This is a genomic window from Agrobacterium sp. AGB01 (assembly GCF_014851585.1).
Classification (GTDB): Bacteria; Pseudomonadota; Alphaproteobacteria; order Rhizobiales; family Rhizobiaceae; genus Agrobacterium.
Genome location: NZ_JACVAB010000001.1, coordinates 893,430 through 920,032, shown reverse-complemented (window position 1 = coordinate 920,032; position 26,603 = coordinate 893,430). Strand labels below are relative to the sequence as shown.

General features: G+C 55.4%; 21 protein-coding genes. 6 read left to right on the top strand and 15 right to left on the bottom strand.

Translation table 11 applies throughout. From position 1 onward, the window contains the following. Positions 1-64: 64 nt before the first annotated feature. The 3 genes from IB237_RS04315 to IB237_RS04305 all read left to right on the top strand — a co-directional run bounded on the left by IB237_RS04315 (position 65) and on the right by IB237_RS04305 (position 2,626). Entirely contained in the window at positions 65-1,357 is a 1,293-nt protein-coding gene (locus IB237_RS04315) for an Hsp70 family protein (protein ID WP_192487346.1), read from the top strand. Between the two features lie 52 nt (positions 1,358-1,409). Beyond that, positions 1,410-2,282 (top strand): uracil-DNA glycosylase family protein, encoded by an 873-nt coding sequence (locus IB237_RS04310; protein WP_192487345.1) that lies wholly within the window; start codon positions 1,410-1,412, stop codon positions 2,280-2,282. 152 nt (positions 2,283-2,434) lie between these two features. Next, the gene (locus IB237_RS04305; protein WP_192487344.1) at positions 2,435-2,626 is read left to right on the top strand and encodes a hypothetical protein; all 192 of its coding nucleotides are present in this window, start codon (positions 2,435-2,437) and stop codon (positions 2,624-2,626) included. A 141-nt stretch (positions 2,627-2,767) separates the two neighbouring features. On the opposite strand, the gene IB237_RS04300 is transcribed toward IB237_RS04305, so the two are convergent. Then, positions 2,768-3,652 (bottom strand): hypothetical protein, encoded by an 885-nt coding sequence (locus IB237_RS04300; protein WP_192487343.1) that lies wholly within the window; start codon positions 3,650-3,652, stop codon positions 2,768-2,770. Positions 3,653-3,934: 282 nt separating this feature from the next. Continuing rightward, positions 3,935-4,873, bottom strand: coding sequence for a DMT family transporter (locus IB237_RS04295; RefSeq protein ID WP_192487342.1), 939 nt, complete (start codon positions 4,871-4,873; stop codon positions 3,935-3,937). Between the two features lie 569 nt (positions 4,874-5,442). On the opposite strand from IB237_RS04295, the gene pepN reads away from it, so the two are divergent. Both pepN and IB237_RS04285 read left to right on the top strand, forming a co-directional pair. Further along, positions 5,443-8,091 (top strand): aminopeptidase N, encoded by a 2,649-nt coding sequence (gene pepN, locus IB237_RS04290; RefSeq protein WP_192487341.1) that lies wholly within the window; start codon positions 5,443-5,445, stop codon positions 8,089-8,091. Positions 8,092-8,418: 327 nt separating this feature from the next. Further along, positions 8,419-10,758 (top strand): PAS domain-containing sensor histidine kinase, encoded by a 2,340-nt coding sequence (locus tag IB237_RS04285; protein WP_192487340.1) that lies wholly within the window; start codon positions 8,419-8,421, stop codon positions 10,756-10,758. 15 nt (positions 10,759-10,773) lie between these two features. Here the strand turns inward: IB237_RS04285 and IB237_RS04280 are convergent, their stop codons facing one another. From IB237_RS04280 to IB237_RS04225, 12 genes are all read right to left on the bottom strand, one after another. Then, the gene (locus IB237_RS04280) at positions 10,774-13,743 is read right to left on the bottom strand and encodes a bifunctional [glutamine synthetase] adenylyltransferase/[glutamine synthetase]-adenylyl-L-tyrosine phosphorylase (RefSeq protein WP_192487339.1); all 2,970 of its coding nucleotides are present in this window, start codon (positions 13,741-13,743) and stop codon (positions 10,774-10,776) included. An 81-nt stretch (positions 13,744-13,824) separates the two neighbouring features. Then, a complete protein-coding gene (locus tag IB237_RS04275; RefSeq protein WP_192487338.1) occupies positions 13,825-15,234 on the bottom strand; it encodes a HAMP domain-containing sensor histidine kinase in 1,410 nt (469 codons plus the stop codon). 9 nt (positions 15,235-15,243) lie between these two features. Further along, positions 15,244-16,002, bottom strand: coding sequence for a response regulator transcription factor (locus tag IB237_RS04270; protein WP_285200493.1), 759 nt, complete (start codon positions 16,000-16,002; stop codon positions 15,244-15,246). A 61-nt stretch (positions 16,003-16,063) separates the two neighbouring features. Next, complete coding sequence (locus IB237_RS04265; protein WP_192487337.1) at positions 16,064-17,626, bottom strand: Do family serine endopeptidase; 1,563 nt, start codon at positions 17,624-17,626, stop codon at positions 16,064-16,066. 147 nt (positions 17,627-17,773) lie between these two features. Further along, on the bottom strand, positions 17,774-18,235 hold the full coding sequence (locus IB237_RS04260) for a cytochrome c-type biogenesis protein (protein WP_192487336.1): 462 nt from the start codon (positions 18,233-18,235) through the stop codon (positions 17,774-17,776). Then, positions 18,232-20,223 (bottom strand): heme lyase CcmF/NrfE family subunit, encoded by a 1,992-nt coding sequence (locus IB237_RS04255; RefSeq protein WP_192487335.1) that lies wholly within the window; start codon positions 20,221-20,223, stop codon positions 18,232-18,234. Before IB237_RS04255 ends, IB237_RS04260 begins: the two co-directional genes overlap by 4 nt. Beyond that, positions 20,220-20,687 carry a cytochrome c maturation protein CcmE gene (gene ccmE, locus IB237_RS04250; RefSeq protein ID WP_192487334.1) on the bottom strand — a complete coding sequence of 156 codons (468 nt, stop codon included), beginning with the start codon at positions 20,685-20,687 and terminating at the stop codon, positions 20,220-20,222. The genes IB237_RS04255 and ccmE overlap by 4 nt, the downstream gene beginning before the upstream one ends. Beyond that, positions 20,684-21,871, bottom strand: a complete 1,188-nt coding sequence (gene ccmI / locus IB237_RS04245) for a c-type cytochrome biogenesis protein CcmI (RefSeq protein ID WP_192487868.1) — start codon at positions 21,869-21,871, stop codon at positions 20,684-20,686. The genes ccmE and ccmI overlap by 4 nt, the downstream gene beginning before the upstream one ends. 123 nt (positions 21,872-21,994) lie before the next feature. Then, complete coding sequence (locus IB237_RS04240) at positions 21,995-22,423, bottom strand: hypothetical protein (RefSeq protein ID WP_192487333.1); 429 nt, start codon at positions 22,421-22,423, stop codon at positions 21,995-21,997. A 215-nt stretch (positions 22,424-22,638) separates the two neighbouring features. After that, a complete protein-coding gene (locus IB237_RS04235; RefSeq protein WP_192487332.1) occupies positions 22,639-24,039 on the bottom strand; it encodes a HAMP domain-containing sensor histidine kinase in 1,401 nt (466 codons plus the stop codon). Further along, complete coding sequence (locus IB237_RS04230) at positions 24,029-24,700, bottom strand: response regulator transcription factor (RefSeq protein WP_192487331.1); 672 nt, start codon at positions 24,698-24,700, stop codon at positions 24,029-24,031. The genes IB237_RS04235 and IB237_RS04230 overlap by 11 nt, the downstream gene beginning before the upstream one ends. Before the next feature lie 75 nt (positions 24,701-24,775). Then, on the bottom strand, positions 24,776-25,030 hold the full coding sequence (locus IB237_RS04225; protein ID WP_192487330.1) for a hypothetical protein: 255 nt from the start codon (positions 25,028-25,030) through the stop codon (positions 24,776-24,778). A gap of 193 nt (positions 25,031-25,223) precedes the next feature. On the opposite strand from IB237_RS04225, the gene IB237_RS26520 reads away from it, so the two are divergent. Next, entirely contained in the window at positions 25,224-25,868 is a 645-nt protein-coding gene (locus IB237_RS26520; RefSeq protein ID WP_371815230.1) for a putative quinol monooxygenase, read from the top strand. An 84-nt stretch (positions 25,869-25,952) separates the two neighbouring features. On the opposite strand, the gene IB237_RS04215 is transcribed toward IB237_RS26520, so the two are convergent. Beyond that, positions 25,953-26,264, bottom strand: coding sequence for a Dabb family protein (locus IB237_RS04215; RefSeq protein WP_192487329.1), 312 nt, complete (start codon positions 26,262-26,264; stop codon positions 25,953-25,955). Positions 26,265-26,603 lie beyond the last annotated feature (339 nt).

Here is a 26,603-nt window from a genome sequence, read left to right as displayed (position 1 = left end):
TTTTTATTTGCGGGACTGACATCGCTCAGTCCGGCCAGCTATTTTATCGACAAAGGATACCGCAATGGCACGGGCGCTCGGCCTCGACTTCGGCACGACCAACACGGTCATGGCTCTCTCTGAAAACGGCACGCAGAGCCGTTCCATGCAATTCAGCAGCATGGCCGGTGACACAGACAGCATGCGAACCGCACTTTCCTTTATGAAAGATCCGTCGCTTGGTGCTGCGGCATTGCAGGTGGAAGCCGGTCAGGCCGCCATTCGCCAGTTCATCGATCACGCCGGTGATTGCCGTTTCCTGCAGTCGATCAAGACATTTGCCGCCTCCTCGCTGTTCCAGGGCACGTTGATCTACGCCAAGCGCCAGACCTTCGAAGATCTGATGGAGGTTTTCCTGCGCAAGCTGAAGACCTATGCAGGCGATAACTGGAACGGTGATATCGGCACTGTTGTAGCTGGTCGTCCCGTGCGGTTTGCCGGCTCCAACCCGAATGAAGACCTTGCCCTGCAGCGCTACAATGAAGCCTTGACGCGCATGGGTTTCCCAAACATCCACTATGTTTACGAGCCGGTGGCAGCCGCCTACTATTTTGCCCAGAGCCTCAAGAAAGATGCGAATGTTCTGGTCGCCGACTTCGGCGGCGGCACCACCGACTATTCACTCATTCGTTTCGAAACCAATGGCGGCCAGCTTTCGGCAAAACCCATCGGTCACTCCGGTGTTGGCGTTGCCGGCGACCATTTCGATTTTCGCATGATTGATAATCTGGTCTCGCCAGAGATCGGCAAAGGCAGCCAGTTCAAGAGCTTCGACAAGGTTCTCGATGTACCGGCCGGCTACTACGTCAATTTCGGCCGCTGGAACCAGCTTTCGATCTTCAAAACGTCAAAGGAATTCACCGATCTGAAATCACTGGTGCGTTCTGCGCTAGAGCCGGAAAAGCTGGAAATGTTCATCGATCTGGTTGAGCATGACGAAGGTTATCCGCTCTATCAGGCCATTTCGGCCACCAAGATGGCACTGTCGCAGCATGAAGAGGCAGAGTTCAATTTCTCGCCGCTTGGAAAGTCCGGCCGCAAGACCGTGCGCCGCGCGGATTTCGACACCTGGATCAGCGACGATCTAGCCAAGATCGAAGACGCGCTCGACGAAGTCCTGACCAAGACCAACACTGATGCATCCAGCATCGACAAGGTCTTTCTGACTGGAGGCACATCCTTCGTTCCTGCGGTGCGTAAAATCTTCACGCAGCGTTTCGACGCCGACAAGATTGAAAGCGGCGGAGAACTGCTGTCGATTGCGCACGGTCTGGCCATGATTGGCGAGAATGGCGACATTGAGCGTTGGACGGCGTAACCAAAGACGCTTTTTACTTTGATCTACGCCGCCAGATCACTATGTTGACCTCATGATATCCGCAAACGACCTATCCCCCGCCGAACTCGCCGCGCTTCTGCATTTTCATGCAGATGCTGGCGTTGACTGGTTGCTGGAGGATACGGCCATTGACCGGTTTGCGGAATTTGAGGCAAGCCGTGCCAAACAGCAGGTGCGGCAGACGGACAATGCACGCTCCGGCCAAACGGCAGGACGGGGCGATGCCGGCAAACCATCTGCCGCCGCCGGTGGACGTCCTGCGGCGGCGACACCTTCCATGCCTAATATGGCGGTGCCAGACGAACAGGCGGTGGCTGCGGCCCGATTTGCGGCCGAAAGTGCGCGTTCCCTGGAAGAGTTGAAAACTGCCCTTGAAAGCTTCAACGGCTGCAATCTTAAAAACGGTGCGCGCAATACGGTGTTTGCGACGGGTACACCGGGCTCCAAGGTCATGATCATTGGCCCAATGCCGGATGCGGATGACGACCGCGACGGCCTGCCTTTCTCCGGCAAGGCAGGCATGTTGCTAGACCGTATGCTGGCAGCGATCGATCTCGACCGCAATCAGATCGCGCTTGCCAACACCGTGCCATGGCGCCCGCCGGGCAACCGCGCCCCTTCCGGGCCGGAAATGAACATTTGCCGCCCCTTCATCGAGCGGCAGATCGCGCTTTTTGAGCCGAAACTGCTGTTGCTTTTGGGCAACGTCACCGCCCGATTCTTCTTTGGCGGCACCGGCACCATCCACACAATGCGCGGTCAGTGGCGTGAAGTGCCCGTTGGCGGCGCGATTATTCCGGCACTTGCCAGCCTGCATCCGCAGGAATTGCTTAATGCTCCAGCCAGTAAGGCATTGGCCTGGCAGGATTTATTATCTTTCAAATCCCGTCTTGCTCAAATGTAAATGCTTGGTTTTTGACCATTGTAAATGTTTTATGAAAATAGCCATGCGGTTAACGCATAACAGCGCCGCATTTACCCTGATTGTCGAATCCGACGACCGCTGTCATAAGCACCTCATGTCTTGGGAGGAAATAGGTTTAAGGAACCAAGGCTATGACAACTCGCTTTCGTCCGGTTCACTCCGGCTTTGAAACACTCAGGCTCGCAGGGGTTGGCCCCCGCTCCAGTCAGGGTTACCACCGTTTCGGTTCGGCAACGAACGAACAAATTACCGCACGTGCCTATGCTGTTCAGCATGGTGTAACGCGCCCTTCGCAAGTTTTTGCGGATTTTCGTGCACGCTGATCCAAAGGCGTCACGTTTTAAAAATTGCGGTACCGTGAGCGTTTTTCGACAGAAAGACGCTCTTTTGGTTTTTATGGACCTTTTTGGAAATAAAGCGCCATTGGCGCACTGGTACCATCGACGGCCAGCAAGACCGCACAGTCAATCGCGGTTGACTTGTGGCATAGTCATCTCATCACCGTGGCTTTCCACGACCGTCACGAATGCATTGTTGACATGGGCGATCTTCACAGCCTGCCAGCCGGCATAGTCATGCAGAAACTGCTTCGATAACCACATGCCGGAACGCGGCGCATCGTCTGACCAGCCGATCAGCTCCATATCCATGGCCTTGCGCATCATACGCTGGAAATGGGTGCGCGACATCATGAACTCGGTCGCCAGTTCAGGAATGTTGACGTAACCGATATCGATGCGTTTCTGGGTTATATCGACATTTTTGATGCGGGCGATGAAATCATCCACCACCAGACCGCCGCCTTCCGTCCACATAAACATTGCAACGTTCTCGGGCGGTTCGCGCCATTCCTTGGATTCGATGCAATTGCGAATGGCGCGTGGGTGAGCTAGCCGGAACAATTGCGGTTGGCTGATCAGCCGCGCCGCACGCACGCCGCCATCCATGCCATCCACCACCATCAGATTGCTGGCGTACCAGCGGAACATCGCGCCTTCGGTGGTTTCCGTCGCGCGGTAACGACGCGGATAATAGCGGCCGTTTTTACCGACTACTTCGATGAAGCGGTAGATTTCCAACTGCTCGAGAAAGTTCTGAACAGTGTTACGGCTGGCAATGCCATGGGGCGTGATCAGATCGCGCAGGGAGGCAATCGTCAGGCCCGCCTCGCCATTTTCAAGATGCAACGCCATTCCGGCCTGGCTTAATAACCAGCGTTGGTGGGCGGCAAGCATCTTGGCCATCCGTGGACCTTCCGCGAAGACGGCGCGTAAAACCTGCGCCAGATCACTCAAGCCGCTAACGAATGCCGGATGTTCTACAAGTTCAGCGGGCGTATATCTTTTCAAGATATCCTCCCGACATGAACGAACCTGGCAGTCTCACCATAATCACTGATTGAAGCATGCATCGCAATCATGAGCGTACAGGATAATACACCGCCTGCAAAAGCAGGCGTGCACTTCACCACGCTCAACCCCATTTCCGCTTTTACCAGCCTGCAACACAAGCATTAGCAAAAACTGCATTACCCTAGAATTATCTTTTAACTAAATTTTAACAACCAGGACAACGGGTAACAGGTGCAATAGACAGTTATGTTACAACTCTACGCATTTATATGAAGAAAATCAGCCCTGTGGGGTTGAGGCTTTCTTGCTTGCCTTGCGGCTCAGTCCGAGACGATGTTCGCGGTAGATAATAAAGATACCGGCCGAAATGACGATAGCTGTTCCCACCAGCATGGTGAATGTCGGGATATCACCGAACATCACATAGGAAATCCCGATCCCGATGATGATGGAGCTGTATTCAAACGGTGCGATGGTCGAAACCTCGGCATGGCGGTAGCTTTCAGTCAGGAACAACTGCGCCACGCCACCAAATATACCACCGGCGATGAGCAGCGCGGTATCCGTGGCGCTGAGTGAGACCCAACCGAATGGCAACGTAAACAGCGACAAGACGGCACCGGTTATCGAGAAATAGACAACGATGGTGGCGGTCTTTTCGCTGACGACCAACTGACGCACCTGGATCATCGCCATGCCTGCCAGCACTGCTGCCGCCATGACCGAGAGAGCGCCCATGCCTTCGCTGCTGCCAAAGCCACCTTCCCGCAGCAAAGTCAGCTTGGGAAACAGAATAACAATAACGCCGATCATGCCGACGAAAACGGCCGTCCAGCGATAGACCCTCACCTGTTCACGCAGCAACACGGCGGCAAAAATGACCGCCATCAGCGGAGAGGCATAACCAAGCGCGATGGCATCCGGCATGGGCAGATGCACAAGGCCATAAAAACCACAGGCCATTGACAGGATGCCGAGAACGCCACGTTTGAAATGACCGAAGGGATGACGGGTATAAAAAGCACCTGGCAGATCCTTCAGCCAGGCAAGATAGATAAGAATGGGGACCAGCGCGAAGGCCGAGCGAAAAAAGGTAATCTGTCCCGCCGGAATATCCGCGCCTGCCGACTTGATGCAGGTCTGCATCATCAAAAACAGCATTACCGACAGCACCTTGAAACTGATACCGCGAATTGGATTTATTGCTGCCACGCTCATCGGAATTGCACTCAGGACATCTGGAAAAAACGCGCTATCGAAGCAAGCAGAGACGGCGGCGCACGGAAATGGATTTTACCTATAACCCATATTTGATCGCACTTTCATCAAAACGTGTTATCGAACCATGAATAGGCTTGGAAATTTACGGCACCTATTGCGGCGCGTGTTTTGATCGTCGCTTACAAGGCATTTTCCAGCGCGACATAAGTTCGATGCTATGGCCAGGATATTGTCTCCGCCAACACAGCGAAAACAAAGTAAGCTGCGGTAAGAACTTGCCACCGGGGAGGTCAAGTCTGCCTCGACTTACTCCTCCATATAGATTTGCCAAATTATTATTCGGGCAAAGACATAATTTCAGTAATCGTTCAACATTTGATGTGAATATGTGCCAATGCGAGGCACATTCATTGGTTTTCCGTGAACAGATTGTCTGGCAGCTACTACGAAGGACATTATGTTTTTCGCGTTTCACATGATTGTGAATCTCAAAATTAATTTTACATTCGGGCGGCATGTTCCATGATGTCCGGTAGCGGCAGACATAAGTTCATTCAGGAATAGTCATGCGAACAGACACGGGCCAGATCGTTCACCTGGCAGATTACCGCCCAACAGATTTTGTTTTGGAACGGGTGGATCTCACCTTTGAACTCGACCCTGAAAACACCAAAGTCGAAGCGCGTCTGATTTTTCACCGGCGCGAAGGTGTCGATGCAAAAGCACCGCTGGTACTGGATGGTGACGAGCTTGTTCTGTCCGGTCTGCTTCTGGATCAGATCGATATTCCTGCTGCACAATATGACGCAACTCCGGAAAGCCTGACAATCCGTGATCTGCCGGAAAGCGAACCGTTCGAGATTTGCGTTACCAACTATATCAACCCGACATCCAACACCCAGTTGATGGGCCTTTACCGCACTGGCGGCATTTACTGCACGCAGTGTGAAGCAGAAGGCTTCCGTCGCATCACCTATTTCCCGGATCGTCCGGATGTATTGGCACCTTACACGATCACCATCATCTCGCAGAAAGAGGGTAATCCCCTACTGCTGTCGAACGGAAACTTTCTCGGTGGTGGCAATTACGACGAAGGCCGTCATTTCGCAGCCTGGTTCGATCCGCACCCGAAGCCAAGCTATCTGTTTGCGCTTGTCGCAGGCGATCTAGGCGTTGTGGAAGATACATTCACAACCATGTCTGGCCGTGAAGTTGCGCTGAAGATCTACGTCGAGCACGGCAAGGAGCCGCGCGCCACCTACGCCATGGATGCGCTGAAGCGCTCGATGAAGTGGGATGAAGACCGTTTCGGCCGCGAATACGATCTCGATATTTTTATGATCGTTGCCGTATCTGACTTCAACATGGGCGCGATGGAGAACAAGGGTCTCAACGTATTCAACGACAAATACGTCCTGGCCGATCCTGAGACCGCAACCGATGCGGACTACGCCAATATCGAAGCGATCATCGCTCACGAATATTTCCATAACTGGACCGGCAACCGTATTACCTGCCGCGACTGGTTCCAGCTGTGCCTGAAAGAAGGCCTGACCGTATATCGCGATCATGAGTTCTCGGCTGACATGCGCTCGCGCGCCGTCAAGCGTATTGCGGAAGTGCGTCACCTGAAAGCGGAGCAGTTTCCGGAAGACGGCGGACCGCTCGCACACGCCGTTCGTCCAGAGAAATACCGCGAAATCAACAATTTCTACACGACGACTGTATACGAAAAAGGCTCCGAAGTTACCCGGATGATTGCCACCCTGCTTGGCCAGGATGGTTTCAAAAAGGGCATGGACCTGTATTTCGAACGTCATGACGGCGATGCAGCAACCGTCGAAGACTTTGTGAAATGTTTCGAAGATGCCAGCGGTCGTGACCTGACACAGTTTTCGCTGTGGTACCGTCAGGCCGGCACGCCGCTGGTCAGCGTATCCACTGCTTACGACGCGGCAGCACAGACCTGTACCCTGTCGCTTGAGCAGACAATTCCGCCAACACCCGGCCAGCAGAACAAAGAGCCGATGCATATTCCGCTCAGCACCGCGCTGCTGCTGGACAATGGCCAGATTGCCGAGCCGACACAGGTCGAGGGTGGCGAGTTTTCCAATGGTGTCATTCACCTGACCGAGCGCTCACAGACTTTCGTGTTCTCCGGCATTTCCTCTCGCCCGGTTGTTTCACTCAACCGCAGCTTCTCCGCACCGATCAACCTGCATTTCGACCAAACACCTGCCGACCTCGTGCATATTGCCCGCAATGACGCAGACCTGTTCTCGCGTTGGCAGGCGATTACCGACCTTGCACTACCAAACCTGATCGAAGCCGTGACATCGGTAAAACAGGGCAAGGCTGTCAGCTTTGCACCGGACCTGATTACAGCGCTGTTGGAAATCGCATCAGACGACAGTCTGGAACCTGCCTTCAGAGCGCAGGCGCTTGCGCTGCCAAGTGAATCCGACATTGCCCGTGAACTTGGCAGGGACAATGATCCCGACGCCATTCACAAAGCACGTGGCGAAGTGCTGGCGATCATCGCACAGGGTGGCCAGGAAACCTTTGTCCGCCTAGCGGAAGACATGCGCACCGAAGGCGAATTTACGCCAGATGCAGCCAGTGCCGGACGCCGTGCCCTGCGCAACAGTGCTTTGCTCTACCTGTCTTACGCCGAAAAAGATCCGGCACGAGCAGCAGAAGCCTTCCGCACTGCTAGCAACATGACTGACCTTGCCCATGCCTTGACCGTCCTTGCGCACCGCTTTCCTGCGGCGACCGAGACAGCAGAAGCGCTGGCGTCGTTTGAAACACGCTTTGCAAACAACGCACTTGTCATCGACAAGTGGTTTGCCATTCAGGCCACCATTCCCGGCCACGACGCGCTGGACCGCGTCAAGAAGTTGATGCAGTCGAAGCACTTCATTGCAGGCAACCCGAACCGCGTTCGCTCGCTTGTCGGCAACTTTGCCTTTGCAAACGCCACCGGTTTCAATCGCCCGGATGGTCTAGCCTACGCTTTCATTGCCGAGCAGATCATCGAAATCGATAAGAAAAACCCGCAGCTTGCTGCGCGCATTCTGACATGCATGCGCTCATGGCGGTCTCTCGAGGCCGGCCGGGCTGACAAGGCACGTTCTGCCCTGATGAAAATTGAGCACGCACCAGCGCTTTCCACTGATGTGCGTGACATCGTTGAGAGGACTCTCAAAGGCTGATTGAGAGTTTCTTTTGCAAAAAAGGCTGGAGCTTCTCCGGCCTTTTTTGTTTTAAAACAGCATTTCGCAACCGGACGCAGACAAGAGTAAAAAACCGTGAGTCGGTTCAAGGGGTTAATAATCTTTTAACCAAAGCCTCTGGACAACACACAAAGCCTTTGATTCATTAGGGTAGATTCGAGCGGCGGTGCTTTGGATCAGCGCATTGGTCTTGGGGATCTGAACAGGTCTTGAGAGTGGGCTATGCGGCTTTTCAAATTGTGACAGCGTCCTGATTTGCGACATGAATGGCGCGGCGCTGTAATCGAGGGACATCAAGGCGGGACAATGACGAACGTGCGGCGGGCGACTGCGGGCGATGAGCGACCGTATGCCAAGTTTTCTGATTTTTCAGTCTGGAGCGAGCAGCTATCAAGCAATTTGATAGGGCTGGTTCACGGATCTCCGCGTCAGCTGCCGCAGGTGGAGACGACGCTCAAGCGTCTCATTCCCATACTCATTACAGCCTTCCTTGTTGTGGTCGCTGCGTCACGCACGCTTGGCATCATGGCAGAGTATAACCGAATGGACGATGCCGCCCGGCAGTCCACGGCTCTAATCGCCATAACCTCCCGGTCCGTATTGTCTGAAAATACCGCTCCGCTTTCATTTCAGAACCGCCTGCAAGCTGAACAGAAACTCTCTGCCGCATTTCCCGAAGGCAGCATGGGTGGCGATACCTTCGTTTTGCTGTCTGACGCCTCAGGCAAAGTCTTTGCAACTTCCAGCGTCGCCTCTTCGATCTATATCGGTACCAGCCTGACAAATCTCCTGCCGGAAATTGCAATTGTGCGCCGTTTTGCCGGCGCACCCGGCACGATCGAGACCAATATTGACGGCACGCCACATTACGCCACGATGATGCCAATCGGCACCGAGGGCGGTATGGTGATTGCAGCGCAGTCGCTGGAGTCCATCCGCTCGTTCTGGCGGCAGGAAATTGCCATGAACGTCACGTTGTTCGCCGGCATTTCCTCAATCCTCATTGTGATCCTTTATGCCTATTACATGCAGGTCAAACGGGCGCGTGAAGCCGACGAGATCTTCCTGGAATCCAATCTGCGCGTTGATACGGCGCTGTCGCGCGGCCGCTGTGGTCTGTGGGATTTCGATCTCGCCAACCGCCGCATGTTCTGGTCCAGTTCGCTTTATGAGATGCTCGGACTGCCGCCGCGCAACAAGCCGCTGTCGTTCAGCGATGTTGCCCGCATGATGCACCCTCAGGACGGCAATCTCTACGCCCTTGCCCGTGCTGTTGCCGGACACGAACTGAACCAGATCGACCAGATTTTCCGGATCAAACACGCAAAAGGTCACTATGTTTGGATGCGCGCCCGCGCGCAGGTCATTCGCACCGTGACCGGCCGTACCCATGTCATCGGCATTGTGATGGATGTGACCGAGCAGCATCGTCTGGCGCAACGTTATGCGGAAGCTGACCAGCGCCTTGCAGATGCGATTGAATGTACCTCTGAAGCCTTTGTTCTCTGGGATAAAAATGACCGCCTGGTGATGTGTAACGCCCACTTCCAGCAGGCCTATGGTCTGCCGGATAGCGTCCTTATTCCCGGCACGGAACGTTCCGCTGTAAACGCTGCGGCAGCGCGCCCTGTTGTCGAGCGACGTATCGCCGATGGCGACCAGTCCGGTCTTTCGCGTACAACAGAAGTACAGCTTGCCGATGAACGCTGGCTGCAGATCAATGAGCGACGGACCCGTGACGGTGGCCTCGTGTCGGTTGGTACCGATATTACCCTTCTCAAGCGCCATCAGGAACGGTTGCGCGATTCTGAAAAACGGTTGATGGCGACGATTGGCGACCTCTCAGCCTCGCGTCACACGCTTGAACGACAGAAGTCGGAATTGTCTCTGGCAAACGCCAACTACCAAGCGGAAAAAGACCGCGCTGAAGCGGCCAATAAGGCCAAGTCGGAATTCCTTGCCAATATGAGCCATGAGTTGCGCACACCGTTGAATGCTATTCTCGGCTTCTCGGAAATTCTGGTGAACGAGATGTTCGGTCCGGTCGGATCCCCGAAATACCAGGAATATTCGCACGACATTTACGACAGCGGCAAACATCTGCTGAATGTCATCAACGACATTCTCGACATGTCGAAGATCGAAGCCGGGCATATGCGTATCAACCCGGAAAATATCGATCTTGCGCCACTGATTGATGAAGCCCTGCGCCTGACCTCCATTCAGGCCGAACAGAAGAGCATCTCAATTGAACAGCGCATGTGCACCGGCCTGACAATGACGGGTGATCGTCGCGCCATGAAGCAGATTTTCCTCAATCTTCTCTCGAATGCGGTGAAGTTTACAGAAGAAGGTGGCCGGATTGCCCTGCGCACCCATGTCCATCAGGGCGCCTTGATGCTGACGATTGCCGATACGGGCATTGGCATCCCCACCAAGTCGCTGCACAAGATCGGCCAGCCCTTCGAACAAGTGCAGAGCCAATACGCCAAAAGCAAGGGTGGCTCAGGTCTCGGCCTGGCAATCTCGCGCTCGCTTGTCCACCTGCATGGCGGCACGATGAAGATCCGCTCCTGCGAGGGCAAGGGCACTGTCGTTACCCTGATTATCCCTCACGTCCAGCCACGTGGATGCATGCTGCATTGATCCCGATGCAGCCTGTCATCCGCCGTTCTTGACCAGCGCATTGAAGGTTTTCCGAACGGTTTTAGACAGGCGCTTCACTTCACCTTCAAGCGTTGCAATGTCAGGGCATTCGCCTGCACGGCAGACCAGATCAATCAGCCCGGCCGGGGCCTCCTTCGGTTCAAAACGGCTATCGATGCATAAGCGGATGATCTGCGACAACGCCGTCCATAGCCGCATGGCTTTCAGGCAGTCGTCAAAGGCTGATGGCTCCATCGCCCCAACTGCCTGCGCGTCCAGTACGTCATAGGTACTTTGGCCAAGCAGCGGCAATTCCTGCCCCTTGGTGACCGTGACGAGCAGCAGAAATTGCGCCATGAACTCCAAATCGATCTGACCACCGGGGATAAGCTTGAGATCCCAGATGTCAGCCGGTGGCTTTTCGTGTTCGATCAGGGTGCGCATTTCCTTTACATCGGCGGCAATTTTGCTGATTTCGCGCTTCTGCGAAAGGATCGAACGAATGATGGTGGCTGCATCCAGTCTCAGGCTTGGGTCACCGCAGAGAGGACGGGCGCGTGACAGTGCCATGTGTTCCCAGGTCCAGGCTTCCTCGCGCTGGTACTTCTCGAAGGCGGAAAGACGCGTTGCCACTGGCCCCTTGTTGCCGGACGGGCGCAGACGCATGTCAACTTCATAGAGAACACCCTCGGCCGTCGGGGCAGACAGCGCAGCGATGAGCCGCTGGGTAATGCGGGTGAAATAACGCACAGCATCCAGCGGTTTTTCGCCGTCAGATGCGGTTGCACTGTCATCGTAGTCATAGAGCAGGATCAGGTCGACGTCGGAGCCCGCAGTTAGCTCGAAGCTACCGAGTTTACCCATACCGAGCACAGCCACGCGACCACCGGGGAAACGGCCATGCGCCTGCTCTATCTGCTCCAGAACAGCATTGAGGGCTGATTCAATCACGAGGTCCGCAAGGTGTGTAAAGGCTCGTGCCGCCATCTCTCCACGGATAGCGCCTGTCAGAAGCCGAACACCGATTAGGAAACGCTGCTCGGCGGCAAAGATACGCAACCGGTCAAGAATATCCTCATAGTGCTGGGCAGGCGCCAGGAAGCCCGCCATACGGCCTGCCAGATATTCACGGGTCGGAATATCATTCATCAGACCAGGATCGAGCATGCCATCAAATACATGCGGACGCGAGGCAATGATATCTGCCAGTCGCGGCGCGGACGACATGATAGTGACCAGCAGCGACAACAGGGCGGGATTGTTACCGAGCAGCGAAAACAGCTGAATGCCGGCCGGCAGGCCAGACAGAAAGTTGTCAAACCGGAGCAAAGCCTCATCCGCACGTTTGCTTTCGCCAAAGGCTTTCAGCAATTGTGGTGTCAGTTCCGTCAGTCGCTCGCGTGCCTCGACAGACTGCGTTGAGCGATAACGGCCATTGTGCCAAGTGCGGATGACACGTGAAATGTCCTGTGGCCGTTCAAAGCCCAGTTTGCTGAGGGTCTGCAATGTGTCTGGGTCGTCCTTCTGGCCGGTGAACACCAGATTGCCCGTACCGATGGAAAGACGGGTCTCCTGCTCGAACAGTTCGGAATACTGTTTTTCGACCCGACGCAGCACCTCTTCCAACCGGCTGGAGAATGTCTTTGTATCGGCAAACCCAAACATGAAGGCAATGCGCTTCAGTTCAGCCTCGCTGTCCGGCAGTGTATGAAGCTGCTCATCGCGGACCATTTGGATGCGGTGTTCGATTTCTCTCAGGAACCAGTAGGCATCGATCAGCTCGTCGCGGGTATCAGCATCGATCCATTTCGCGGTGGTCAGCTCATTCAACGCCGGTTCGGTGGCACGAACGCGAAGGGCCGGCATACGGCCGCCGGCGATCAATTGCTGGGTCTGGGCAAAAAACTCGATCTCGCGAATACCACCGCGGCCAAGTTTGACATTGTGGCCTTTGACGGCAATCGCGCCATGGCCCTTATGGGCATGGATCTGCCGCTTGATGGAGTGAATATCGGCGATCGCCGCATAATCGAGATATTTGCGGAACACGAAGGGTGTCAGTTCACGCAGGAAGTTCTCACCAGCCTTGATGTCACCGGCCACCGGGCGCGCCTTGATATAGGCGGCACGTTCCCAGTTCTGTCCCCTACCCTCATAATAAAGAAGCGCTGCCTCAACCGGAATGGCAAGCGGCGTAGAGCCAGGATCAGGCCGCAGGCGCAGATCTGTGCGGAAGACATAACCATCACCGGTACGTTCCTGCATGATACGGATAAGGCGACGCATCAGGCGTCCGAAGGTCTCGGTTGCTTCAAGCGGATCCGCCACGATGCCGGCCGACGGTTCAAAGAAGATCACCGCATCAATATCGGAGGAGTAGTTAAGCTCTCGCGCACCGAGTTTACCCATGCCTAGCACGACAAGGCCGGATTTTTCCGATGGCGCGTCGGGATTGCTGATCTGCAACTTGCCCGCCTGATGGGCCGACAGCAGCAGAAAGTCGATCGCGGCAGACAGGGCCGCATCTGCCATGTCGCTTAACCAGCGCACCGTGTCACGGGCGGTATAAATACGGGCGAGATCGGCAAGGGCAACGATGAAGGACAATCGACGTTTGGCAATGCGCAGCCGTGTCATCACATCGCTTTCACTCGGGAAAGCGCCTTGTGCATCGGTACGCCAACAATTGCGTGCATCATCGACAAGCTTTTGTAGCGTGGCGTCCACCGGTTCACTGATTGCCAAAGTCAGCAATCCGTCATCCATGGTCGCCATATCGCGCAGGTAGGGCGAGAGCGTGAAAGCATTGGCAATAAAGTCTTTTAAAGGCGTCTCAGTCGCCAAAAGACTGGCAACGGACGGTTCGTTTTTGGCGATGTCCTTTAAAATGGAAAAAACGGATTTCAGCTCCGTCTGCGTGTAGGGCCGGATAATATCCGCCGCAACAGCATCCAGCCGGTTCTGCGTTGTCTTGTCCTGCGGCAATGTTTCTCTCCCTTGTCGATACTTTTCTGCCGCCGGTTCCACGCAAATGGAATCGGCTTCGTATCGTTCAATGGCGAGAGTTTAGGGATTTGAAACGGGAAAGACCATCGAAACAGTGAGGCCCGGACATGCCGCACCGAGGGGATTGGTATCGGACAGTTCCAGCGTGCCGCCATGCAGTTCCATCACCGCCTCCACCAGCGAGAGGCCGAGGCCCGTGCCGGGCTTGGAACGGCTTTCATCCAGACGGACGAAGCGCTTTTTCACCTCACCACGCTTGTCGGCGGGGACACCAGGCCCGTCGTCGCTGACGGAGAGAACGATCTTCTGGTCTCTTTTGGCAAGGCTGACACGAATGCGTTTTTCGCCATCGCTTTCCGAGGAATATTTTATGGCGTTGTCGATCAGGTTGGTCAAAGCTTGCCCGATAAGTTCGCGATTACCATTCAGCGAGATACCCTGCTCTACCTCTGCAATCAACGTCAGCCCGACCTCTTCGGCAACCGGCTCATAGAGTTCGGCACTATCGGCCGCGATGGCGGAAACATCCACTTCCGTCATTTCGGCCGCGATCGAACCAGCCTCGACGCGCGAAATCATCAGCAGTGCATTGAAGGTGCGGATCAACTGGTCGGATTCACCAATAATGCCTTCCAGTGCGATCTTACGACTGTCGTCATCCGGGCTGCCGAGCGCGTCAGCGGCCTTGTTGCGCAGTCGCGTCAGTGGTGTCTTCAGGTCATGGGCAATATTGTCAGAGACCTGACGCAGGCCTTCATTGAGCTTTTCAATGCGTCCAAGCATGGCGTTGAGCGAACTGGACAGTCGGTCAAATTCATCACCTGAGCGCCCCTCCGGCAGGCGCTGCGACAGATCACCCGCCATGATCTTCTTGCTGGCGGCAGACATGCGGTCGATACGCTTCAACGCATTGCGCCCGATGGCAAACCAGATGACCAGTGCACCAATACCCATGATGGCAAGTGCCACCATCAGCGCATTGCGAACCAGCAGACGCAGCTTGGTGGGTTCACCCAGATCACGCCCGATCAGGATGCGCATGCTGTTATCAAGGAAAAATACGTGGCCAGCGGCCAGATGTTTTACGCTGTCGCCCGTTTCCGAATAACGCTGGTAGCGGAAAGGAAATCCGGTCCAGCCTTCCTTGTCGAATATACCAGGCTGTACCGAGGCAACGTTGCCTGCAAGAATTTCGCCATTGGGACCAGCGATCACATAGAGATTGGCGCCCGGCTGGCGCGCGCGCCGCTCCAGCATGCGCAGCATGGGGTTAATGCCACCGCGTTCATAGGCGCGCTGGACCTCAAGCACTTCCTGCACCAGCGAGTCTCGCGTCTGCTGGTTCAGCAGACGTTCGGACAGGGCTGTAACGTAGAAAACAAGAAATGCCGCGCACAGGGCAACAAGAAGAATGTAAAGCGCAGAAAGACGAACCGCCGTCGATCTCTGAAGAAGCCAGAAACCAGCCATAATGCGGGCTTACCCTTCGTCTTTAATCATGTAACCCGCACCGCGAATGGTTTTCAACAAAGGCTTCTCGAAGTCCTTTTCGATTTTGGAGCGCAGGCGGGATACGTGCACATCGATCACATTGGTCTGCGGGTCGAAATGATAGTCCCAGACGTTTTCCAGAAGCATGGTTCTGGTGACGACTTGACCGGCATTCTTCATCAGATATTCAAGCAGCCGGAATTCACGGGGCTGCAACAGGATTTCCTTGCCGTTGCGGCGTACATCATGGGACAGGCGATCGAGTTCCAGATCACCGACACGATAGACCATATCCTGTTCAGGCTTGCCCTTGCGGCGCCCAAGCACTTCGATGCGAGCCAATAATTCGCTGAATGCATAAGGCTTCGGCAGGTAATCGTCGCCGCCGGCACGCAGGCCCGTGACACGGTCATCGACCTGGCCGAGAGCCGAAAGAATAAGAACAGGTGTTTCAATGCCTCGACGGCGCAGCTCGCTGATGACCGACAGGCCATCACGGCGCGGCAACATACGGTCAATGACCATAACGTCGTAGGTATTCTCGCAGCCCATGAACAGGCCGCTTTCGCCGTCACTGGCGTGGTCGGCCACGATCCCGGCTTCGCGGAATGCCTTGGTCATGTAGGCCGCAGCTTCAAGGTCGTCTTCAATAACAAGAATCTTCATGTGCGGCACATTAGCGCCGTCCGCCTTTTCCGCACAACTGGAAACAGTTGAGGCAGTGGCATCTTGAAGCTTGATATCCATAAGAAACCTCCTGAAAAGGAAATGCCGGGGCATGAACGCCCCGGCACACGTTCAAACGGGCTTAGCCTGCATCGATATCAAGAGCGACGAAGCGGCTGCCGTTTTCGGTCTGGATCTGGAACAGAGCCTTGGAGCGGCCGTCTTTTTTGGCCTGTTCAAGGATTTTTTCCACATCAGCCGCAGAGCTGACCTGCTGGTTGTTCACGGAGGTGATCGTTTCACCGGTCTTGAGACCACGGGTTGCGGCATCGGAATCCGGATCAACGTCCGTGATGCTTAGTCCCTTGCCATCTTCTGCCGGAGCGACCGTCACACCAAGGCTTGCAAGTGCCTTTTCGCTGGATGGCTGCTGTTCATTGCCCTGCGAGGTGCTTGGCGTTGTCGGGGAAGCCTCATCGCTGGAAAGGTCACCCAGTGTTACGGTGACTGGCTGAGACTTGCCGTCGCGCCACAGGGAGATTTCAACCTTGGTGTTTGGCGCCAATGCACCAATCTTGCGGGACAGATCGCGAGCGTCCTTGATGGTGTCACCATTGACGGCAGTGATGATGTCGCCCTGCTTGATGCCAGCCTTGTCGCCAGGCGAGCCAGCCTGTGGTGCAACGACCAGAGCACCACTTGCTTCGGAAAGACCAAGCGATTCCGCAATGTCCTTGCTGACCGGCTGGATTTGAACGCCGAGCCAACCGCGCTCCACCTTGCCATCCTTCATCAGGTCAGCAACGACGTCTTTGGCGACGGCTGCCGGAATAGCGAAGGCAATACCGACGTTACCGCCGGATGGCGAAAAGATCGCGGTGTTGATACCGACAACCTGACCATTTAGGTTGAAGGCAGGACCACCGGAGTTACCGCGGTTAACCGCAGCGTCGATCTGCAGGTAGTCGTCGTATGGGCCAGAACCGATGTCACGGCCGCGGGCAGAGATGATGCCCGACGTGACCGTACCGCCGAGGCCGAACGGGTTACCAACGGCGACAACCCAGTCACCAACGCGCACCTTGCTGTCATCGGCAAACTGAACATAGGTGAACTTGCGGTTCACATCGACCTTCAGCACGGCCAGATCGGTCCGGCTGTCCTTGCCGACCAGCTTGGCATCATATTCGGTGCCATCGTTCATTACCACGGTGAAGGCAGCGCCATCATCGACAACGTGGTTGTTGGTGACGATGTAACCATCTTCAGAGATGAAGAAGCCGGAACCCTGCGAGGTTGGGCGAAGTGCGCCCTTGCCAGGTCCACGGCGGTTTGGTGCGCGGTCTGCATGATCGCGGTCACCGGGTGTTGGCCCGCCGAATTCACGGAAGAAACGCTTCAACGGATGGTCGTCAGGAAGCTGGTCGAGACCACGACCGCCAAAATTGAAGGAAAAGTTGCTGTTGTCGTCAGACGCTGGCTGGACATTGGTCTGTACACGCACCGAAACAACGGCCGGGGAAACGGCATCAACCACGTTTGCAAAGCTTGCAACCTGCGGCGCGTTAACCTCGACAGGTGCAGCCAAGGACTGACCAACATGGAGTGGGAGACCGGTGGCCAGCATGACGGCAGCCAGACCCGCAACAGTTGATGTCTTGAGCGCGGTGTTTACGGAAATGCGTCCGGTTAAATTCTTCAGCATGGAGGTACCTTCTTTCATCATTCAAACTGGAGCCCGTTAGCGGGAAGCGGTGGATGATGAAGATATAGGAGCTCTCACCTTACAATCAGGTGTCTGCTGCATGAAAAATCGGTAATGTTGGCGCCGTCCGGGCTCTCACGAAAAGGGTCAGTCCTGTTTTTCCAGAAGTGAGCGGATTTTCGCTTCCTCCTCGGAAGACAATTTCTGCTGTGTGGGCAATGTGTTACGCCGTCTGGCAAAGACCAGCAGCGATGTGACGCCAGCCAGTGTCAACAGGATAGGCGCGCCCCACAACAACACGGTACGAGCGCTGAAACGTGGCTTGAGAAGCACGAACTCGCCGTAACGGGACACAACATAAGCGATCACGTCCTGATCGCTGTCGCCGCTGACCAGACGTTCCCGCACCAGCACGCGCAGATCGCGGGCCAGTTCTGCGTTGGAATCATCAATGGACTGATTCTGGCACACCATACAGCGCAGCTGCGCCGAGAGATTTCGTGCGCGCTCTTCCAGAACAGGATCGCTCAAGATTTCATCCGGCAGAACCGCCATGGCAGGGACTGTCGAAAACAGCAGAAGCACGGCGACGACGAGACTGCGGATCATTCGGCCGCCTCCAGTGCTGGTGCCTTGACCGGCTTGACCTTGCGCGTGGGCGCCCCCACCCGCAGCCTGCGATCGCTCAGAGACATGAAGCCTCCAGCCATCATGAACAGCGTACCGCCCCAGATGCACAGAATGAATGGTTTCCACCAGACACGCACGACAATGCCACCATTTTCGGTGAGATCACCAAGCGAGACGTAAAGCTGGCTGAGGCCGAAGGTCAGAATGCCCGCTTCAGTCGTTGGCATACGCCGTGCGGTGTAGAGCCGCTTGGACGACCAGACATCGGCAACCATCACACCGCCCTTCAAAATGTTGAAGTGGCCACGATCTTCGGTAAAGTTCGGGCCGGCAGCACTGCGCATGCCATCAAATACCAGTGTGTAACCGCCAGCTTCGGTGACCATGCCAGGTTTCATTTCCAGCACATGTTCGGTTTCGTAGGTGGTCACGATGACGATGCCGAGAACCGTGATGCCGAGGCCCATATGGGCAAGAGCGGTACCAAATGCGGAGCGTGGCAGACCTTTCAGACGGCGGAAAGCAATGCCGAAGGCCAGCTTGCCAAAGTTGGCGCGGTACCAGAGGTCGGTAAAGGCACCGATGATCAGGAAGAAACCGGCGGCAATACCCAGCGCCGCCATAACCGGGCCGCCATTTTCCACGTACCACAGAACAAGACCAGCCAAGAATGCAAGTGAGGCTGCAACATAGAGCCGCTGCAGGGCACCCAGTGCATCACCACGTTTCCAGGCCAGCAACGGCCCAAATGGTGTGATGATGAGGATCGGCACCATCAGAAGGCCGAAGGTCAGATTGAAGAACGGCGCACCGACCGAAATCTTTTCGCCGGTCAAGGTTTCCAGAACCAGCGGATAAAGCGTGCCGGTCAGAACCGTCGCGGTGGCAACCGTCAGGACAAGGTTGTTGAGGACAAGTGCACCTTCACGCGAAATCGGCGCGAACATGCCACCCGCCTTCAACATCGGTGCCCGCCATGCAAACAGCGCAAACGCACCACCAATAAACACGGTCAGAATGCCCAGGATGAAGATACCGCGGCTTGGATCTGTCGCGAAGGCGTGGACCGAGGTCAACACACCGGAACGCACCAGGAAGGTACCCAGCAGCGACAGCGAGAAAGTCATGATGGCAAGAAGCACCGTCCAGATTTTCAGCGCTTCGCGTTTTTCCATGACGATTGCCGAATGGAGCAGTGCCGTACCGGCAAGCCATGGCATGAAGGACGCGTTTTCAACCGGGTCCCAGAACCACCAGCCGCCCCAGCCGAGCTCGTAATAGGCCCAGTAAGAGCCCATGGAAATACCGGCCGTCAGAAAGGTCCATGCGGCCAGCGTCCACGGGCGAACCCAGCGCGCCCAGGCTGCGTCGATGCGACCGTCCAGCAAGGCAGCTACAGCAAAGGAGAAACAGACGGAAAAGCCGACATAACCGAGATAGAGAAGCGGCGGATGGATCGCCAGACCGAAATCCTGCAGGATCGGATTGAGGTCCTGGCCTTCGGCCGGCACCGGATCAAGCCGTTCGAACGGGTTCGAAGTCAGCAGAATGAACAGCAGGAAAGCGAGAGTAATCCACGCCTGAACTGCCAGCACGTTGGCCTTGAGCGTATCCGGCAGATTGCGGCCGTAAATGGCGACCAGCGCGCTGAAGAAGGTGATAATCAGCAACCACAACATCATCGAGCCTTCATGGTTGCCCCAAACGCCAGTGAGCTTGTAGAGCATTGGCATCATCGAATGCGAGTTCTGGTAGACATTGGCGACCGAGAAGTCGGACACCGCATAGGCTCTGGTAAGCGCTGCAAAGGAAAGGCTGACCAGTAGGAACAACATGATGGAGCCGAGGCTTCCGATATCCATCAGTGCAACGTCGTTACGACGCGCGCCAATCACCGGCAGGATCGATACGATCAAGGCAACAGCCAATGCAAGCACCAGCGAATAGTGACCGACCTCGGTAATCATTGCTTTGCTCCACTTGCGGCTTCTTCCTCGCCATGCTGCCACAGACCCTGTTTTTTCAGACCGTCGGCAACTTCCTTGGGCATGTAGTTTTCATCATGTTTGGCCAGAACACTATCGGCCACGAACATGTGGCTTGCCGCATCAAATGAGCCTTCGGTGACAACGCCTTGTCCCTCACGGAAAAGATCCGGTAGAATACCGGTATAGGTTACCGGCACGGTTGCAGAGCCATCGGTGACGTTGAAGCTGATCGTGGTGCCCTCACCGCGCTTCACGGAGTTTTCACCCACCAGCCCACCGAGGCGAATGCGGGTGCCCGGCTCAACGGTGGTCTTGGCCAGATCAGACGGCATGTAAAAATAGGCAACGGCCTGCCCGAAGGCGAACATAACCAGCAGAACTGCGGCAATGATAAAGCTGACCCCACCGCCAATGATCGTCAGGCGTTTCTGCTTGCGTGTCATTGCGAAACTCCTTCAAGCGACAGTCCCAGCTCTTTTGCCAAAGCAACGAGCTGTTTTCCCTGTTCGCCCTGTACGGGGAATGATTTCAGGCCAGTTTTCAGAGCTTCCTGTGCCTTGGTCTCGTTCTTGAGCATGGCATAGGAACGGACCAGACGCATCCAGCCCTCAAAATTGTCAGGATTTTCCTGCAGGCGTGCATCAAGGCTTTCGACCATTCCGAGGATCATCGCCTGACGTTCTTCGGTGTTCATGCTTTGCGCATTGGCGATATCTTCAGCGCTCGGATTGCCAAGCTGCTCGCTGTCCTGTGATTGTGCCTGACCCTGTGTCTGGGTTTGCGCCCTGTCGACGGTCGGTCCGTTGTCCTGTTTCAATGCTGCGATATGCTCATTAACCAGTGGTAGCCACGGCGAATCCGATTTGGAATCCTTCACCAGTCCCTCAAAGGTAGCGAGTGCCTCCTGTTTTCTGCCGGCCTGCTCATAGGCAAGGCCAACATAAAAACGGGCGCGCGGATTGGTGGCGTCAAGGCGAAGGCCTTCTTCAAAGGCTGAGCGTGCATCTTCCGTGACGATACCGTCATTTGCCGCCACCAGCGTTTCTCCAAGACCAATTAGGCGATCAGAACTTGGCCCCTGGATACGGATGGCATTGCGGTAGGCAAGCTCGGCATCACCCAAACGCATGGTGCGGAAGTAGATCGGTGCCAAAATGTCCCAACCTGCGCCATCGTCGGGGTTTTCCGCCAGATGACGTTCGGCCTTGGCGATCAGCAGCGACATGTTATTGCCGGGATTTGCAAGACGTGCCTCTAGCGGCATGTCCGGTTTTTCCGGACTGCCGGTCAGCAAGTAAAGACAGAGACCAAAGGCAGGCAGCAGCACGGTGACAAATGCAGACGCAAACTTGTGGCTGCTTTGCACGCGGGCAGGCTTGTCCAATTTCGTGGAACTTTTTGCATCAGCAGCAAGAAGCCGCCGGCCGATTTCCGCACGCGCATATTCCGCTTCGGAATCGCTTATCAGGCCGCCTTTACGCTCGCGTTCAAGTTCCGCGATCTGGTCCTTGTAAACGGCAACTTCACCGCTCTCTGTTGCCTCCAGCACTTCGGCCTTGCGCATCAGGGGGTACATGAGGACAACAGCCACGGCTGCCGTCAGTATGGCGACGATAATCCAGAACATAATGCCCATTACTCGAAGGCGGTCCCTTTTGAAACAAGCAGGCCCGCAATAACGCAAATTTGAGGCAATGTGCCGCAACCTTGCGCATCTTTCATGGGGCTAAAAACACCCTCTTGCCATGACTTATGTCAAAGGCGTCCAGGATCCGTCCGCATTTCGGCACGCCGTTCCACGCACTTTCGTCTCGCGGCTATCCGCGGTGATGGTGTGGGTATACTGGCGGCAATTCTGTCCGCCGACCTGATAAGGTGCTGCCGCCACAACCTGACCCTTGCCGTCGTCGCCGCTCCAGGTCACGGGCTGGCCACCGGGGGCTGCCTCAAGTGCCTTGTATTCGGCTTCCAATGCGCGCTGCAGGTCATTGCGTTCAAACTTCAATCCGCTGCGCGCGATGATGCCCCCCTGCAGGCTGGCGATATAGGGTGTCGAGGTGGCGGAGCTGCGCGACAGCAAACCACCGGTGCCCGCTGCACGGTTGGTCGTTGTGCAGGCACTCAAAACAGACAGGGATACAGCCGATACGACTGCCGAACGCATTGCGAGATTGATCATCTTACCAAATCTTGTTTTTCTGTTTTCACCGGCCACGAATACGCTTGTCGCTATTCTAGAACACTTCCAGAAAAAGAGTGAAGCAGTTTTCCTTGGGGATACACGTAAAAACAAAGAGATGGTGCGTTTTAGTGACTCTTTGCCGTCAGCCGTTCCATCACGCTCCACGAAAGCTGCACGGTTTTCCGGTGTCGTTTTTTGAGTAGCCTGCACTGTCATACATGTTCTTTCGAAAGTCCCGGCAGCAACAGCTCAGCCTTGAGGCCACCCAATGCACTGCGCGACAGCTTGAATGTGCCATGATATTCCGAGGCAACCTCGCTGACGATGGACAACCCAAGCCCCGTTCCGGGCTTGCTCTCATCCAGACGTTTGCCACGTTTCATCGCTTCACTGATCTGCTCAGGCTCCAGTCCCGGGCCATCATCCTCGACAACAAGGTTCACCCAGGTTCGGCGGGCATCTTCGGGATCTGACGGCGCCTGCGTGGAAACTTCCAGCGTCAGACTAACGTTAGAGGCGGCAAACCGTGCCGCATTTTCCAGCAGGTTGCCAACCACCTCCTCGAGATCCTGCTGCTCCATGGCCAGAACCAGACCGGCTGGCGCCACTTGCAGCGTAAAATTCTTGTCGCTGTTAAGGCGGCGCATGACACGTACCAGCCGCTCCAGTGCAGGCTCTGCCTCGACACGCGCCAGAATGGAACCCCGCTGCGCGGCGATACGTGCCCGGCTGAGATAAGACTGAACCTGCGCCTGCATCGCCTCGGCCTGCGTGCGAACTAGTTCGCCTTGCTGATGATCCAGCAGCCGCGCCTCATTCAACAGAACGGCAATCGGGGTTTTCAGCGAATGGGCCAGATTGCCCACCTGCATCCGTGCACGCTCGACAAGTCTGCGGTTGCTATCGATCAGCGCATTGATTTCCGTGGCAAGCGGCTGAATTTCACGCGGGAAGGTTCCTTCCAGACGCTCGGCATCACCACTGCGCACTTTTCCAAGCGCAACCTTTGCCCTATCAAGCGGACGAAGGCCGAACAGAATGGCAAAGCCATTCACTGCAAGACTACCGACACCAAAAATGGCCAATGCGATATAAAGGCTGTTGGAGAAGCTGGCGATATCATCTTCGACGACATCAAGGTTGCCGGTCACGCGAAACCGCGCAGCACGTCCCTCGCCATCCAGCACCACTTCCGTTTCCGCAACCAGCACACGATTTCCGGCCTCATCGACAACGGGATAAAACCGCTCATAACGACTGTCGAAGGGAGCGTCGAGAATGCCGGGAACTGGCAGGCTTGCCACACCGAGCGATGACGATACCAAGGGAGCGGCGGTAAAGTTTCCAAGTGGCTCCACCACCCAGTACCAACCGGTATCGGGCTGGGCAAAGCGCAGGTCGCCCAACTGCGGGCTGCCGGTCAGCGTATTTTCATTGCTGATTGAGACCGAGTTGATGACGTTGTAAAGCTGGGCGCGCAGAAGGTCGCTGAAGCTGCGCTCAGCACCCTGCCGGTACAATGTGGAAATTGTCACAGCAATCACCACCAGCGCCAGTGCTGACCATAAAGAGGCTAGCAGCAGAACGCGGGCAGTTAGCGAGCTATTTTGCATTTTCAGGCGCTTGCATGCGGTAACCCAGACCGCGAATGGTCTCGATAAGATCGATGCCGATCTTCTTTCGCAAGCGACCGACAAATACTTCGATCGTGTTGGAGTCACGGTCGAAATCCTGATCATACATATGTTCGACCAGTTCGGTGCGGGACACGACCTCACCCATGTGATGCATGAGGTAGGACAACAAGCGGAATTCGTGTGAGGTCAGCTTGAGCGTGATGCCATTGACCGTCGCCTTGGATGTCTTGGTATCGAGGCGGACCGGGCCACAGATGATTTCAGAAGAGGCATGGCCAGCGGCGCGGCGAATAAGTGCGCGCACGCGGGCAAGAACTTCCTCGACATGGAATGGTTTGGTGACATAGTCGTCGGCACCGGCATCAATACCGGCCACCTTGTCGCTCCAGCGATCACGCGCCGTCAACATCAGCACCGGCATGCCCTTGCCACTGCCACGCCATTTTTCAACAACGGTAATGCCATCCATCTGTGGCAAGCCGATATCCAGCACGACAGCATCATAGGGCTCGGTATCGCCGAGGTAGTGCCCTTCCTCGCCATCAAAGGCTTGGTCGACCACGTATCCTGCTTCCTTCAACGCGTCTGTCAGCTGTCGGTTGAGATTTGTGTCGTCCTCGACCACAAGAATGCGCATGTCCGCCCTTAACCCTCTAATTCACCCACCGCCCGGGTGCTGGCGAGGATATACCCCCGCCGCCAGCAACTCCAGTTACATGGGAACTCTCATCGTGACTTTTCTTGGTCGCTCGCCGCCGCCCTGCACCAGCACAGTCACAACGCAACTCTGGCCGTCCCCCGACGGCTGAGCGGAAAGAAGCTGGCCGCCGGTTTCGCGGATGACACGGGAGACGGCAGCACTGCAATCTACAGCGGCCAATATCACCCGGTCCTGCATATCAGCCTCCGGCGCTATGAAGCCGGATAGTCCGGCTGCAAGCGTCGCTATGATCAGAGGTGATGCCATTCCACAAACTTCCAAATACAAAACACGGTAGAGAATATGTAGCGCAATACGTCTGAATGGCAAATGAATGACGCCATAATTCAAGAAAACAAGGTTTACACCGCCCTTCCCCTCTTTGTCATTTCAACGACTTGATGGCAAAAACTTTGCCATAAAACGAAGTCGTACTACCAAGTACATGGAGACCCTGTCCGTGGATATCCACAGCGTGATTCCACAAGAGCGAGTTGGCGAGCCTCTTTGCGGATGGGAACTGTTACTATCCGACCTATCGATGCCGCCCTTGCAGACGCAGGGTTCGATGGGGACGTTCAGACATATTTCATTTCTTCGAATTAAGATCGGCATTACTTGCAGGACCACCAGGTGTGGCCTGAAAGACCGTGTTTTGCGCTTTATCAAACCTGATTTGACGATTCATTTGAATCTCTTGCGCGCTGTCCTTCACATAATGAGTCCGGTACTTCACACACTGATTCAACTTTGGCGGAATTTGATTCCGCAAAAGGTCGTAGCGGTTTGTTTTCGTGAGGTATTGCTTATGCTCAAAGTCATTGCGCAGGATTTCATCAGGCCAGAGGCAGTCGAGATCGTCATGCCGCTGTACCGCGAGCTGGTTGAGAAAACCAAACAGGAAAAACTCTGCATTGCTTATGATCTTTTTGTTGATCAGAAAGATCCCGGCCACTTCATTTTTGTTGAGGAATGGCCAGACCGGGCAGCACTCGATGCCCATTGTGCGACCGAACATTTCACCCGTCTGGTGCCGCTGATCAATCAGCACCAGTGGCAGGAAGGTTCCTTCATCCTGATGGATGGTTTCGATCCCGCCACCTAGAATGATGACCAGCGAGTACGAAAAACCGCCCTGAAATCTCTTTCGGGCGGTTTGCAAATCCTGCCATTTAATAGGGCTAAGAGCTCAATCGACGATCGGGCTGGTCACAGCCTTGGCGTTATCATAGTCGGCAGCGATGCGGATTTCGCGCAGCGGCTTTACCGTGGAGGTCGAGCGATTGTATTCCGGGTGGGCCTTGTAGGCGGCAAGGGCTGCCTCGTCTTCGAACTCACCGTATACGACAAAATCAACCTCATTGTGCCACTGATCGTTTTTCACATTCTCGCCGATCTCCAGCTTGGACGCATGCGGAATGGCCGTGAGGATCGACAGACCTGCCCTGACCGCTTCGCGATTTTCTTTTGTGGCTGTGAAAAAAACGATGTGACGGATCACGGCTGCACCTTGCTTTATATTCGTCTGAACTGCCCCGGCGATAACACCTGCGCGTTGTATGATCAATCCGCGTGGTGCGGCTGAAATAATCCCGCAGCAGATTTGGGGGCAGATTCTCAATCCAGATTTAATGCATTTTTTGTGCTGAAAAAGGACGGCCTGCCTCAAAAGACCCGCAATGATGCAGGGGCGTCACCTTTCCTCGGCAGGCCAATTATTTCCGTTCATCAAATGCTAATCGATTTGAAAAAATCTTAATCGATTTTAATGTCTCAAAGCCGGGTCGGGAGTATTTTTTTGCTTGAAGCCGGGAACAATCACAGTAATCCTCACGTTCAT